Source organism: Shewanella sairae, from assembly GCF_023283535.1.
GTDB lineage: Bacteria > Pseudomonadota > Gammaproteobacteria > Enterobacterales > Shewanellaceae > Shewanella > Shewanella sairae.
In genome coordinates this window covers 1-13038 of record NZ_JAKILT010000016.1, presented here as the reverse complement: position 1 = coordinate 13038, position 13038 = coordinate 1, and the positions used below count along the sequence as shown (strand labels likewise).

Below are 13038 nucleotides of genomic sequence, written 5' to 3'. Positions count from 1 at the left end.
TGTCGGCCACGTAAGTGTGATCGACAATGAATTCATATTTCATAAACGGAGTTATTTATGTGCCAAGACTGCGGCTGTTCGATCACACGCCATGATCACCTTTTAACATCGGGGCATTCTCATTCAAAAACCGATGACAACGTTGCCAGTAACCCTCAATTAAACGACAAAACGACTCTCTCCGTTATACATAAAATTCTTGATAAAAATGATATAGAAGCCCAACACAACCGCGACCATTTTAACGCCAAAGGGATCACCGCTTTTAACTTGATGAGCAGTCCTGGTAGCGGTAAAACCACCCTACTTGAGCATTTATATCAACATACACAACAGAAATATGCGGTTATTGAGGGTGACTTAGAAACCTCAAGAGATGCCGATAGATTAAAAGCCAAAGGCATCGCTGCTTACCAAATACAAACTGGGGCCGCCTGCCACTTAGATGCCTTTATGGTGCACAGTGCGCTACATCATATCGACCTTGACTCTATAGACATCTGCTTTGTAGAAAATGTAGGAAACTTAGTCTGCCCTGCCAGTTACGATGTAGGTACCCACAAAAATATTGTTTTGCTATCAGTCCCTGAAGGGGATGACAAAATTGAGAAATATCCAGTGATGTTCCGCCGTGCAGACTTAGTCTTGATCACTAAAGCAGATTTGATTGAACATTTTGATTTTAGTATTGAAGAAGCCAAAGCCCAACTTCACAAGCTCAATCCCAATGTAGAATTAATGACAGTTTCAGTTAAACAGCCTCAGACACTATTACAAGTTACCACCTGGCTTAGTGCGCAAAGCCTGCACCACATCAACAACCTTAAAACCGCAAATATCAAAAATGAAGAGACCGATACAATGGGAGCACGTGTTTAATGTGTTTATCAATCCCTTCTCAGGTCGTCGAAATACACTTAAGTGAGCAGGCTGTAACCGTTGATACCATGGGCGTAAAACGTAAAGTCAGTAGCCATTTAATGACTGAGCCACTAAGTATTGGTGATTTTGTGTTAATCCATATTGGATTTGTGATGAACAAAATCGATACTGAAGATGCTATGGCAAGCCTAGCTTTGTATCAAGAAATTGTGCAGAAACTCGAAGCTGAAGAGCGGGAGTCCTAATGATTAGTCTTAAAGATCTCTACCAAGGCTTTCGCGATCCAGACATAATCAAATCACTAGCCACCGAAATTGCTCAGTTAGCAAAGCAGCTACCAGATAAAATCAACATAATGGAAGTGTGTGGCGGACATACACACACCATTATGAAATATGGCTTATCGCAGCTTTTACCAGACAATATCGAGTTTATCCATGGACCGGGTTGCCCTGTCTGCATTATGCCTAAAGAACGAATCGACCACGCGGCAGCATTAGCTAACCGACCCAAAACTATTTTAGTCACCCTAGGTGACATGATCCGCGTACCAGGATCAAATGGCAGTTTGTCGCAGTTTAGAGCTAAAGGCTGCGACATTCGGCCAATCTATGATCCGCTCGACACCCTCACTATTGCCAGAGAAAACTCTGATAAACAAGTTATTTTCTTTGCTATCGGCTTTGAAACATCTACTCCAATGACGGCGGTATTAATCGATCAAGCCGAGCAACAAGGGATCGATAACCTGTTCTTTCATATTAACCATGTGTTAGTTCCACCCGCGATTGATGCAGTGATGGCTGATGAAAAGGTCAAGGTGAACGCCTTCATCGGTCCCGCGCATGTCAGTGTAATTAGTGGTGCAAAAGTGTATCGAAGTGCGGTCGAGCGTTATCATACCCCGGTGGTGATCTCTGGGTTTGAGCCAGTTGATGTCATGCAGTCTATTTTAATGATTGTTAAGCAGAAAGTGGCTAGTAGCGCCAAACTTGAAAACCAATATAGCCGTTCAGTCACTGAAGAAGGTAACTTAGGCGCGCAAGCACTGATTGACCGCTACTTAAGCGTCAGGCCATCTTTTCGCTGGCGTGGGCTTGGCCCAATCCCAGAATCAGCATTAATGCTCAAACCTGAATTTAGCCACAGAGATGCCGAACTCCTCTTTAAGCAAGACCTGCCTCATCAAGAGATAGACGATCATAAAGCCTGCCAATGCGGCGATATTTTACGGGGCTTGTGTAAACCTAAAGATTGTAAAGTATTTGGCCGAGGTTGCTCCCCAGAAACACCGCTAGGTAGCTGTATGGTGAGCTCAGAAGGTGCCTGTAACGCTTATTACCGCTACAACGGAGTCACATGATGCAGAAAAACAACGCTAAACAAGTGCAATTAAGTCATGGCGGTGGCGGCAAAGAGATGAACCGCCTTATTAAAGAGATATTTTTTAACGCCTTTGATAATCCAATTTTACGCAGCGAAGAAGATGCTGCAGTATTGCACTTTGACGGCAATCTAGCCTTTACTACCGACTCTTTTACCGTTGCACCACTGTTTTTTGCTGGTGGCGATATCGGTAAGCTTTCAATTGCGGGCACTGTTAATGATCTCGCCATGATGGGTGCAGAGCCACAATACTTAAGTTGCAGCTTTATTATCGAAGAAGGCTTTGCCATCGAAAGTTTAAAAACTATCGTTAGCAGCATGGCAAGCGAGCTTAAAAAATCATCTGCTCGTATTGTCTGTGGAGACACTAAAGTTGTACCAAAAGGCTGCGCCGATGGCGTATTTATCAATACCTCCGGTGTAGGACGTATTTTAAACTCTGGGATCTCAGTAAAAAACCTACAACTAGGCGATAAGATTATCGTCAGCCGCGATGTAGGCCGTCACGGCGCGGCTATTTTGATGGCGCGTGAAAGCTTAGCCCTTGAGTCTGAATTAACCAGTGATTGCGCAACCCTATGGCCGATTGTGGAGCAGCTGATTGCTGCGAATATCGATATTCATGCCATGCGTGACGCAACCCGAGGCGGATTATCGGCAGTGCTCAATGAGTGGGCAAGTGCATCCGAAGTCGGTATTGAAGTCATTGAAGACGCTGTCCCTGTATGTGATGCAGTAAAAGGTCTATGTGAATTGTATGGCTTCGAGCCATTTGATCTTGCTAACGAAGGTACCTTTATCCTTGCCGTCCCTGATGCCAGTGTTGAAGCAACACTTGAAATCATGCAGCGCTTTTGTCACTGCGAGCAATCAGCAGTGATTGGCCAAGTGACAGATACCCGCCAAGGCAAAGTCGTTTTACAAACCCCATGTGGAAGCCAGCGCTATTTAGATGTGCCTCAAGGCGAATTATTACCGAGGATTTGTTAGTGCACGAATATTCAATAGTGACCGCTTTAATTGAACAATGTGAGCAACTTGCAGCAAATAATAATGCCACGGCAATTACCCGGGTAGAGATTAAATTGGGTATATTAAGTGGCGTTGAACCGAGTTTGCTCGCAACCGCATTCGATACCTTTAAACTCGTGGGGATCTGTCGTGATGCCGATTTAGTGATGAAGCTGCAAGATCTAGTGATAATCTGCAATGATTGCGGTAAACAGACCGAGCATAAACAACGGAATGTACTCTGCGGTCATTGCATGAGTAGCAATACACAAGTACTCGATGGCGAAGATATGATGTTAATGCAACTTGAGCTTGAACAGCTTTAGTTAATGCCCTGCTTTAGTTAATGCCTGTCGGTATAAGCAAATATTATGGCTAGGCTAGCAGATCAAAAATAGGATTGACCAAACGCCAGAAATCCATAACCATTACTCGCAATATATCGGTATGAGCAAAGATTATGTGGTTACAACAAACAATTTCCTTAACAGCTAAAAGCCGTGGTTTTCATTTAGTCACAGATGAAATTGAGCAAGCAATCTCAATTGCAAAGATAAATGTGGGCGTAGCACATATTTTACTTCAACATACATCGGCGTCTCTAAGCCTGAATGAAAACGCAGATCCTAGTGTACGGGATGATTTTGAGTCCTACATAAATCGGTTAGCACCAGAACGAGCGCCCTATTACACCCACACTTATGAGGGGGATGACGATATGCCTGCTCATTTAAAATCTAGCTTAATAGGTGTGAGCTTAACGATTCCAATTACTAACGGCAGGTTCAACTTAGGCACTTGGCAAGGGATTTATCTAGGCGAGCATCGTGATCATGGCGGTAAGCGCAGGGTTCTTGTCACCATCAATGGCGAGTAAAACAGAAATTGCTTCAATCTAAGTTAATTAACTAAACACATAAAAAAAGAGCACCTTAAGTGCTCTTTTTTTGATTTAAACTGAATAAACTAAAACTGAATGGCTTAAAACTAAGTGGATTAAAACAGAATCCATTAAGCTTCAGCAATTCGCTCTAGTTTAGCGAGATAAAAGCCGTCAAAGCCTGTTTCTGCTGGGCTGATGGTTTCATCTTCAATAAATCTAAAATGCTTGTTTTCTGCTAAAAACGCGTCAACCTGATCGCGGTTTTCTTCAGGCATAATTGAACAGGTTGCATAAACTAGCATGCCGCCCACTTTTACCATGCGGCTATAGCTTTGTAAAATGTGCTTTTGTAGCTCAACTAACACAGGTAAACGCTCTGGCGTATCGCGCCACTTCGCATCTGGGTTACGTTTAAGTACGCCCAAACCTGAACACGGCACGTCTAATAGCACACGATCACAAGTTAACTTTAAGCGCTTAATGGTTTTGCTGCTGGCAATAATGCGTGTTTCAACGTTATGTGCACCGGCACGGCGAGCACGTTGCTTAAGGTTATCAAGTTTCCACTGCTCAACATCCATCGCAAGTAAACGCCCTTTACCTTGCATTTGCGCTGAAATAGATAAGGTTTTACCACCAGCGCCAGCACACGCATCAATAACGCGCATACCTGGTTTTGCGTCTAGTGCTAAAGCCACTAGTTGAGAACCTGCATCTTGCTGCTCAAACCAGCCTTTTTTAAAGGTTTCGGTTCTAAATAGTGCCGAGTCTGAAACCACTTCAAGCGCAGTATCAACACCCGGCACAGTAACAGTTTCAACACCTTCTTTGCGAAGTGCAGTTGCTAACTCTTCACGGGTACACTTTAAAATATTGGTACGTAAAAAGCGTTTTGCTGGCTTATTTAGTGCAGCACGTTCTGCAGGCCACTTATCGCCCATTTGCGCTTGACCCATTTCGTTCAGCCAATCAGGACAGCCGTCCCATAAAACAGGTTGGGCTTTAGCTTCTTCGATACGAGCTGCGAGTTCTTGCTCATTCACTTGCAGCGCATACTGCATTTTCGGTAGCGGTAAATTGTTGAATAGGTGCCAGACGTTAAGCAAACGCGTGCCTAAACGTGCCATTTCTTCAGGCTTAACATCAGATAGGAAACAGTAAAGGTTCAATCTTCGTAAAATATCACCCACTACAAATGTGATGCGACCTTGTTCTTTCGGCTCTAGTTTTAGTCCCGAAAAGTGTTGTGAATAAGCACGATCTAACGGCTTACCCTCAGATAAAACAAGATCAAGAATACTGATCACTAGTTCGTTAGAGCTAGGAGATAGCGAAGATTTCAACATTAAAAAATTACTCTGATTAGAAAACGCTGCGATCATAGGAGTAAAGCCGTCAATACGCAAGCTTAGCCCGACTAAATACCGTAAGAATTCAGTATTAAATTGACTTACTTCCAGTAAACAGGCGCAAAGCTAAATGAGTGGCTGAAAGGATCGCTTACTGAGAGGGGCAATCAAGCTCAATAAATGCCATGGGATATCGAACCACGGACTCATCACCACAATAAAAAATACCGCAATTGATTGCGGTATTTAATCATTAGGATAGCGATAGACTCGCTTGTATTCCTTTAATAAGCTTTTAATCCTTCAATAAATAGTCACTGCCATCTTTGGCGGTAAACACTTGATCTTGCATCGAACTCGCAATCACTGAACGCTCAATATCGATTAAACTAATCCAATATTCATGCCCTTCTAGCTGAATATCTTTAATATTAGCCAAGTCCTGGCAGTCATTTTGTTTATTACGTTCAAAAGTTAGCTCGACATGAGTACCATTATCTTTAAGCAAAATCGCCGTTGGCTCACTCTTATGCCCATTCAGCGCCACAAATTGCTTAGGCGTACGTAATCCCGTTTGCGTACCATCAGCCATAAAGATAAGCAGTTGCTGGTAATACACTACATAGCTGCATGCATCTTTATGCGAGCCATTTGCGAGGGGAAACTTAGCGTCTAAAAATGCTTTTGCACAAGGGGCCGTTGTGTCTTTAGTTGCCTTTAGGGCAACATTCACATCAACAAGATCGGCACCAATAAAGTTATTATTTAGATTTACTTGAGTACTATTGATTGTTGATAGTTCCATGGCCCTGTCCTCTTACTGTCGATTTCGGTTCAGCTATTGCTTGTTCACATCGCAACCAAAATTATTTCCGTTTTCTGATTGCTTGATTTGTAGTCTAGTGCAATTTTCATTACAATTTCACAATAAAAATTTTACATTGTGAATTTTACAAGATGAAAAATAATCAGAGCTTGATCAGAAAGTCACATTTCTTAGGGACTAAGATTAGAAACCTGCGTAAACGTAACCATCTCACAATGGAAGATCTTTCTGCGAGATGCGTACGGGTTGATCCAGAATCCGCGCCATCGGTTTCCTATTTATCTATGATTGAGCGCGGCAAACGCGTTCCAAGTGCGGGCATGCTCGCCGTAATTGCTGCCGTGTTTCAAAAGGAAGTCGATTGGTTTTTAGATGATGTTCCCGAAGGCGATGCCATCACACCAGAGAAAGGCCGCCGCGGTGGTATTAGCGGCATGGCGTTAGAGCCTAGCTTCTTATTTTCTAACGATATTTTGCAGATAGCGATCCCAGAAATGTTATCGCAAACCGGCACCACGGGAAGAGAGTTTGCCCATTTACTGATTCGCGCTCACCAAGAGCATCATCAAAACCACTTTCCCGATCTTGAGCGTGCAGCTGAAGAAGTCGGTCACAAACGTTTGCCTTTAGCCCTCGACGATTTAAAAGATATTGCTAAATCACTCGGACTAAAACTTAAGTGGGTTGATAAAACCCCGCAAGAAGTGGTCGATGAGATGGGCGTCAGTACAGCCCATGTGGTGACTTCATTTTTTGAGCCACCATCAACCATTTATTTAAATAAAATGCTTAAGTCCTACCCCACTCGGCTAAAGTATGATTTAGCGGTGCATATTGGTCACTGTGTTTTACACAACAAAGATGGGCTTAAGTGCGTATTAACTGCTGGTCGCCGCCATACAGCCTCCCATGACGATAACGCTGCACCGGCTTCCTCAACCCTAAATGCGCAAGATATTTTACATGCATGGCGAGATTTCGAATCGAGCTTTTTTGCCGGTGCATTGCTGTGCCCTAAAGTGGCCTATCGGCAATTACTTGACCGTCACGGTTATGAAATTAACGTCAGTAAAACCATTGGGGTTTCGGCCTCCGTTGCAATGCGGCGTATGACGGTTGTCTCTCCCTACCCCCATTGGCACTACTTTGATGCCTATGCCCCTGGCAAACTAAAAGCCGTTTATCGTGGTAATGGTATTCCACTACCTTGGGGAAATATGCGCATAGTAGAAGATCCTTGTCAGCACTGGGCAGTATTTAGAATGATTAATGAGCCTAAGGTCGGTACCTCAGCGCAAATATCCATTTTGGATGTCGCTGATGAGCCAAGGATCTATTGTTGTGAGTCGATTAAAGTAGAAGACATGGCGGGCAATAATCACGTGCTTTGTGCCGGAATCGATTTAAATCCAGCGATTGATGCCCAAGGCGGCGACGCAGCGGCGATTGCAGCGGATTTAAAACAGTCATGCGCCACCAATAGTGGCTCTGTGACTATGCCTACGCATGTTAAGAAAAACCTTATGAGTGTAGCGAAAATTCTCAATATTAATTGGATTGAACGCGGCATAGAAAATGACGCTCGGCTTATTTGTGCTCGCGGTGCCGTCTGCCCAAGGCAACCCAGTTGTTACCAAGCTGGCCGCGCCTTATGCAATGAGGAGCAATAGCGAGTTCAAGCTCACTGATTAGCAAGAGTGCCAACGACCTTGAAAAACACCGCTGAGAGTAAAAGTTAGGCGTGCAAAATCAACCGCCCTGTGCGGAGCAGCATTTTGGCTCTGTAAGGGCTGGAGGCTAGATACCTCCGGCTACCCGATTATAAGCACGTTAATGAGAGTGTACTTTGTATAAAGCTAGTTTTGACTCTTCAAGCTGACTCAATAATATTTCTTTCATTTTACTTTGAGTTATACTCGTTTTGTTTTCTTTATATCTTACTCCATTTACACGTATCAAAAGTTCAGCATCAGATGAATCCTTAGTAATGAAATCAGGAAACTCAAAAGAAATACTACATGTACCGCTGTAATCACTAAAATCAAATGTATAAGATGCTTCTATTTTGTGCATCTGAATATGTTGATGTAGTTCTTTGTTTTTTATGAAAAAAAGTTGAGTGTAACTTACTCCCTTGAATTACCAAGTTCCTTACTTTCTCCTGCATCCAAGATATTTCATCAGGAAAATCCATTGATGCATCAGGGCAAAAACCAATATCTTTAGTATCTTTAAAATACAATTCATTATTTAATTGCTTTTGACTCAACTCTTGAAGAAATTTAACTCGTTTTTTATTAGTAAAATCATTAAAACGAATTTTTTTAGTTTTTTCAGAGCTTTTCACACAACCAGCTTCTTTTAGCTTCTTGATAACATCTGCTGCGATTTTATTTGCAACCTCTTTAGTTTCCTCTGATGTATGTGAAAGACTTATATTAATATCTAAAGTTTCATCTTTTTTTCTAAATTTTACTTTACCGCTAAACTGAGAAGTGTTTTTATTCCAACTTTGAGTGTAATCATAGCGTTCAACACTAAAGTCTAATTCAATATTATTTAAATCATTATCAATACTTTTAAAACTTGGGTTTCCTAATAATTTATAATTTGAAAATTCTTTTTTAACCACATCATTTATTTTGTAGCCAGCAGGAATTGCTGTCATTAAATTTGCACTATCAACTTCACATTTTATTGATTGTGTTTGTCGCTTAGGGTTTGCTTCTCTAACTTTTAAATTTTCATTCAGCTCGTTCAGTTCTAACGGAGTGATGCCAGTGCGGACTAAGATCGGGACATACGATGTTTTTTCTTCAACGGCAACAAAAATACCACGCCTGCGGACTATCGCTCTTAGATCAGATTTAACAATTCCAGAATCATTTAAGAATTCTCTTAGAGCATCCCCATACGGTAATAAGTATTTTTTATTCATTTATCAAATTCCTAAAATCATTACTATAAGACTTCACTATGATATTTAATGATTTACGTTTATCATTTTTCAACCGTTTAGCTTTTCTCAATATAGGCTCATGTTCTAGCACATCGTATTCAGGGAAGAGAAATATAAACTCCCCAGTAAAGTCCTGAGATACATCACTTGCAAGATATAATAATCGATTAATTGTTTCTTCTGAGAAATCTTCTCTACTAGTTAGGCAAAAAGAAACCTTTTGATTCGATTTATTTATAAGTCTAAAGGGAATGATATTGGAGGTAAGGTACTCAACAGGAAGAATGTTACCATATTTCTCTATATCAGGATCTTTGTAATTCGATGAACTGAACGCATAGTGAAAGTAGTAATCATATTCGTTAAAGTTATTACGTATATAACTGATGGAATTATATATAAATGCTGCTCTACTATTATCAACTACATGAATAGCCGAAAAGCTTAAACTCTTATCGAGGTTAATATTGCAAACTTTACTGACAATATCTTGTTCTGATTCTTTATGGTTCGATAACCAAAAAAGGACCCCAGTGTCATTAGCTCCATTAATACCTGACATTTCATAATCGTCATTATTTTGTGCTCGAAGGTCAGATTTCATAAAACATTCTACAGTTTCTGCTAGGTCCTTTAAATGTTCTTTAAATTTCGTAGATGGATTAGCAGGATAGGCACTTTGTGTATATTTTACTGATATTATAATATTTTCAAGAGTGAAGTCTTGTAGCTGAGATCTTGACGAAAAAAATGCATCTATGCCATGCGTAGTTCTATCTTTTTTTGCACTTGGACGTTTGTGATTTGTGGGAGAATGGCAAAAGATTGACTCATCATCTTGAAAATCTTCCCACCCAATAATAGATAGAAACTCACAGACTAACTTTTCCCCTTTTTCGCCAATTTTTCTTGATAACTCGCCCATACATATCCTTTTTATAGTTAACATAGATTACAGTTAAGTGATTACTGCGGTGCTTATAACAGCTTATTATCGAGCATATCTGATAAATATAGGCCTATAAAAAATTTTGATATAACATATCAATGTAACTTATTGATGTAAAGCGACTAATCTCTCATTTCTTTGTGGTTTTTGAAAGCAATTCCGCGGTTCGAATAACGAAGACATCCATAATTATTTTATTCAACGCGCAGTTGAGCGAAGTATTGAACTTGGCACTTCCCATCTCATCTAAAAAGCCCAATGCTTGCAGCATAAGCTACGCTATCACGATCAGAAAACATAAAGGGGTCGGAGCGAATAAGCGATAGATATGGATAATGAACTAGCCTTATAGGCATTACTCCGAATCACCAGAATTAGCTTGGCTAACCGAGTGCAGATACGGCTGCGGGCTTCGGTTTCAGGGATGAAACCGCAGAGCGTATAGGGACATATTCACAGCGTCTCGCAGCAGTATCTGCACATTAGGTCGCTCCTTCACATCCATGTGTTCACGACATTCGGACATCCTGTCCAGCACCCGCTGCAGGCGATTTATAGCTATGAAGCAGAGCTCATAACTTGCTATCAAATAGCGCTCCCCCAAAAAATGTAATCAAGCTTCATTCCAAAGCTAAGTCACTTTGGGGCATTTCCTAGTTAGAAACCAAACCCTCCAACCTAATGATTACTCCAATTATCAAGTGTAGATACGGCCGTGACCGTCCATGACAAGGACGTCATGGCCGAGCTTCCAAGGATGGACTTGCTGCGTGTCACGGCAGTGTCTGCACATGCGCCCGCGGCAAGCGATTAATAACTCTAGAGCATCAATTTAACACTAACAGCCATATAACACCGAACAAAAAATGTAATCAGCCTTCATTCAAAAGCTATCTCACTTTGGGGCAGAAATCAGTTAGCGTATCAGGTCTATCGGTAGTGGCTTAGATGGCACAAAGTACCGCAATTTATCTAATGCCCTCCGACCTCTTTATCCCGGATCTCATGTACGTTTCAAAATGGGCAATACTTCAGCAGTTTCAGTATCAAGCATTTCCAACACGCTTTCAAAACCATAAATAGGCGACCAACCTAATTTCTCACGTGCCGACGACGAATCATATACGCGATCTAAGCTTTGAAGTAATTGCCAACTTCTTTGTTGAAATGCCAGCGCGATTTCAGGGCATTGACGCTTGATGACAGCTCCAGCTTCTGTATATAGCGCTTCACAATCAGAAAGATGAAAAGGTGTTGCACCTGAGATTATAAAACGATTAAACCCGCTTAAGCGTTTTTCCACTGCACATAAATGAGCATTTGCCACATCGCGAGCATCAATGCCGCGAGTCAGGCGAAATACTGCCATTAAATCCGCTGGTTCAGGAAAACATCTCGACATTTGCAGAACAGTCACTGGCAGCTGAAACAGGTTTGAAATTTCTTCTAGCTTAGTTTCAGCCGCAATTTTACTTGTATGATAAATCGATTTAGGTTGAGGAGTGACTTCCTCATTAATCCATCCAGCAGTATTTTTAGGCGTCGAAGCATAACCGTACAACGCAGTTGTACTGGTAAAAACAAAGTGCTTAATACCCGCTTTTATGCCAGCTAATACCAATTTCTCAGTCGCATCCACGTTGATAGATTGAAAGTCTGAATCAGGCACTAAACCAACGTGCGGAGCATGAAGAGCCGCTGTATGCACTATGACATCAATATCTTCAAGAACCTCCTCAATCAAAGCACTATCACGAATATCACCTATATAATCGGCTGTTGAGCAAGGCGTTTTATCAATGCCGACAACATCATGTGTTCGCATCAATTTTATATAGATTGCACGCCCGACCCTACCCGCAGAGCCTGTTACCAATATTCTCATTACGACACCTTACTAATTATTGACGTCAAAGCAGTAACGCCTTGAACACGGGCTAAATCGGAGCAGAGAATTTTGCCAAATAATAGCGAAGCCATGCTAAAAGGTGAGCCGGCATTTAGCCCAGTGCACTCACTTGTTATAAGTGGGCTCGGCCGACTTTATGCTCATCAAGGGTTTTACCTTTATATACGAAATATCTGTAGGTGCCCGTTTCTTTTTTTACTAAGAGTTGCCTAAGATGACTAGGATGGTTATATATGGTTGAAGTTGCTAGATCCATAACTGTGCCATCTATTCTTATCACTGCTGAAGTCACTAAAGCGTTATTGTCATCGATGACATCCACCTGAATTGGTAAGCCAAGAGCTTCCAATTGCTGTAAACATTTAGTGTCTATACTTCGTCGACTCATAATTTTACCTAACCTTATAACAGCTTATTATCCTGCGTCTCGGATAAATCCCTGCTCTTTATTAATTTACGTCAAAACTAGCAACGTAAAACATTGATGTAAATAGGTAAATATGCTGATGTAAACAGAAAGGTTAAATATTGTCTCCCGTAGAATAAAGCAGAAGATTTATCGGGTCTCTTGTAAGATCAAAGTGGAAGTCTAACGGTATGATAAGTAGTTGCTATTTCATACATCAAAAGATAGGACTGGCATAATTTATAAGGTAACTGCGTTAGAAAAGACGTTTACCAATAAAATATTTACAAAAACGCGATGCAAAAGCTTTAAGGAGATGGCGGCTTATTCATTTACAGCAACGCCATAGGCGATACCTTCAACATTAATGCACTGTTCAGAGTAGCCGATTGTAGTGGCATAGTGAATTTGGACACCAAGATGTAAGGGGTATAATCCCCATCTAAACACAAGGTGAACAAATGACCCGTAAATCAAA

At 41.3% G+C, this 13038-nt stretch carries 13 protein-coding genes; 7 read left to right on the top strand and 6 right to left on the bottom strand.

Annotation, left to right across the window (positions count from 1 at the left end; genetic code table 11):
* Positions 1-57 precede the first annotated feature (57 nt).
* The 6 genes from hypB (at position 58) to L2748_RS08855 (ending at position 4156) form a co-directional block, all read left to right on the top strand.
* Complete coding sequence (gene hypB, locus L2748_RS08880; protein ID WP_248957686.1) at positions 58-879, top strand: hydrogenase nickel incorporation protein HypB; 822 nt, start codon at positions 58-60, stop codon at positions 877-879.
* Positions 879-1127, top strand: a complete 249-nt coding sequence (locus L2748_RS08875) for a HypC/HybG/HupF family hydrogenase formation chaperone (RefSeq protein ID WP_220783239.1) — start codon at positions 879-881, stop codon at positions 1125-1127. Before hypB ends, L2748_RS08875 begins: the two co-directional genes overlap by 1 nt.
* Positions 1127-2245: a hydrogenase formation protein HypD gene (gene hypD / locus L2748_RS08870; RefSeq protein WP_220783240.1), complete on the top strand. Its 1119-nt coding sequence runs from the start codon at positions 1127-1129 to the stop codon at positions 2243-2245. The genes L2748_RS08875 and hypD overlap by 1 nt, the downstream gene beginning before the upstream one ends.
* On the top strand, positions 2242-3258 hold the full coding sequence (hypE, locus tag L2748_RS08865; protein WP_220783241.1) for a hydrogenase expression/formation protein HypE: 1017 nt from the start codon (positions 2242-2244) through the stop codon (positions 3256-3258). The genes hypD and hypE overlap by 4 nt, the downstream gene beginning before the upstream one ends.
* Positions 3258-3605 (top strand): hydrogenase maturation nickel metallochaperone HypA/HybF, encoded by a 348-nt coding sequence (locus L2748_RS08860; protein ID WP_220783242.1) that lies wholly within the window; start codon positions 3258-3260, stop codon positions 3603-3605. The genes hypE and L2748_RS08860 overlap by 1 nt, the downstream gene beginning before the upstream one ends.
* A 134-nt stretch (positions 3606-3739) precedes the next feature.
* The gene (locus L2748_RS08855; RefSeq protein ID WP_220783243.1) at positions 3740-4156 is read left to right on the top strand and encodes a secondary thiamine-phosphate synthase enzyme YjbQ; all 417 of its coding nucleotides are present in this window, start codon (positions 3740-3742) and stop codon (positions 4154-4156) included.
* Positions 4157-4290: 134 nt separating this feature from the next.
* Here the strand turns inward: L2748_RS08855 and L2748_RS08850 are convergent, their stop codons facing one another.
* Both L2748_RS08850 and L2748_RS08845 read right to left on the bottom strand, forming a co-directional pair.
* Positions 4291-5508 carry an RsmB/NOP family class I SAM-dependent RNA methyltransferase gene (locus tag L2748_RS08850; protein WP_220783244.1) on the bottom strand — a complete coding sequence of 406 codons (1218 nt, stop codon included), beginning with the start codon at positions 5506-5508 and terminating at the stop codon, positions 4291-4293.
* Between the two features lie 298 nt (positions 5509-5806).
* Positions 5807-6316 carry an aldolase/citrate lyase/malate synthase family protein gene (locus L2748_RS08845; protein ID WP_220783245.1) on the bottom strand — a complete coding sequence of 170 codons (510 nt, stop codon included), beginning with the start codon at positions 6314-6316 and terminating at the stop codon, positions 5807-5809.
* Positions 6317-6468: 152 nt separating this feature from the next.
* On the opposite strand from L2748_RS08845, the gene L2748_RS08840 reads away from it, so the two are divergent.
* Positions 6469-8007 carry a DUF3612 domain-containing protein gene (locus L2748_RS08840; protein WP_220783246.1) on the top strand — a complete coding sequence of 513 codons (1539 nt, stop codon included), beginning with the start codon at positions 6469-6471 and terminating at the stop codon, positions 8005-8007.
* Between the two features lie 371 nt (positions 8008-8378).
* On the opposite strand, the gene gapS4b is transcribed toward L2748_RS08840, so the two are convergent.
* The 4 genes from gapS4b to L2748_RS08820 all read right to left on the bottom strand — a co-directional run bounded on the left by gapS4b (position 8379) and on the right by L2748_RS08820 (position 12542).
* On the bottom strand, positions 8379-9275 hold the full coding sequence (gene gapS4b / locus L2748_RS08835; protein WP_248957685.1) for a GapS4b family protein: 897 nt from the start codon (positions 9273-9275) through the stop codon (positions 8379-8381).
* Positions 9268-10221, bottom strand: a complete 954-nt coding sequence (gene gapS4a, locus L2748_RS08830) for a GapS4a family protein (protein ID WP_248957684.1) — start codon at positions 10219-10221, stop codon at positions 9268-9270. Before gapS4a ends, gapS4b begins: the two co-directional genes overlap by 8 nt.
* Before the next feature lie 1027 nt (positions 10222-11248).
* Positions 11249-12130: an NAD-dependent epimerase/dehydratase family protein gene (locus L2748_RS08825; protein ID WP_220783534.1), complete on the bottom strand. Its 882-nt coding sequence runs from the start codon at positions 12128-12130 to the stop codon at positions 11249-11251.
* 136 nt (positions 12131-12266) lie between these two features.
* Entirely contained in the window at positions 12267-12542 is a 276-nt protein-coding gene (locus L2748_RS08820) for a hypothetical protein (protein ID WP_220783535.1), read from the bottom strand.
* Positions 12543-13038 lie beyond the last annotated feature (496 nt).

Excerpts from the sequence above, each read along its gene's own strand:
- hypB (WP_248957686.1), top strand. The coding sequence starts at position 58 with ATGTGCCAAGACTGCGGCTGTTCGATCACACGCCATGATCACCTTTTA.
- L2748_RS08875 (WP_220783239.1), top strand. The coding sequence starts at position 879 with ATGTGTTTATCAATCCCTTCTCAGGTCGTCGAAATACACTTAAGTGAG.
- hypD (WP_220783240.1), top strand. The coding sequence starts at position 1,127 with ATGATTAGTCTTAAAGATCTCTACCAAGGCTTTCGCGATCCAGACATA.
- hypE (WP_220783241.1), top strand. The coding sequence starts at position 2,242 with ATGATGCAGAAAAACAACGCTAAACAAGTGCAATTAAGTCATGGCGGT.
- L2748_RS08855 (WP_220783243.1), top strand. The coding sequence starts at position 3,740 with ATGTGGTTACAACAAACAATTTCCTTAACAGCTAAAAGCCGTGGTTTT.
- L2748_RS08850 (WP_220783244.1), bottom strand. The coding sequence starts at position 5,508 with ATGTTGAAATCTTCGCTATCTCCTAGCTCTAACGAACTAGTGATCAGT.
- L2748_RS08845 (WP_220783245.1), bottom strand. The coding sequence starts at position 6,316 with ATGGAACTATCAACAATCAATAGTACTCAAGTAAATCTAAATAATAAC.
- L2748_RS08840 (WP_220783246.1), top strand. The coding sequence starts at position 6,469 with ATGAAAAATAATCAGAGCTTGATCAGAAAGTCACATTTCTTAGGGACT.
- gapS4b (WP_248957685.1), bottom strand. The coding sequence starts at position 9,275 with ATGAATAAAAAATACTTATTACCGTATGGGGATGCTCTAAGAGAATTC.
- gapS4a (WP_248957684.1), bottom strand. The coding sequence starts at position 10,221 with ATGGGCGAGTTATCAAGAAAAATTGGCGAAAAAGGGGAAAAGTTAGTC.
- L2748_RS08825 (WP_220783534.1), bottom strand. The coding sequence starts at position 12,130 with ATGAGAATATTGGTAACAGGCTCTGCGGGTAGGGTCGGGCGTGCAATC.
- L2748_RS08820 (WP_220783535.1), bottom strand. The coding sequence starts at position 12,542 with ATGAGTCGACGAAGTATAGACACTAAATGTTTACAGCAATTGGAAGCT.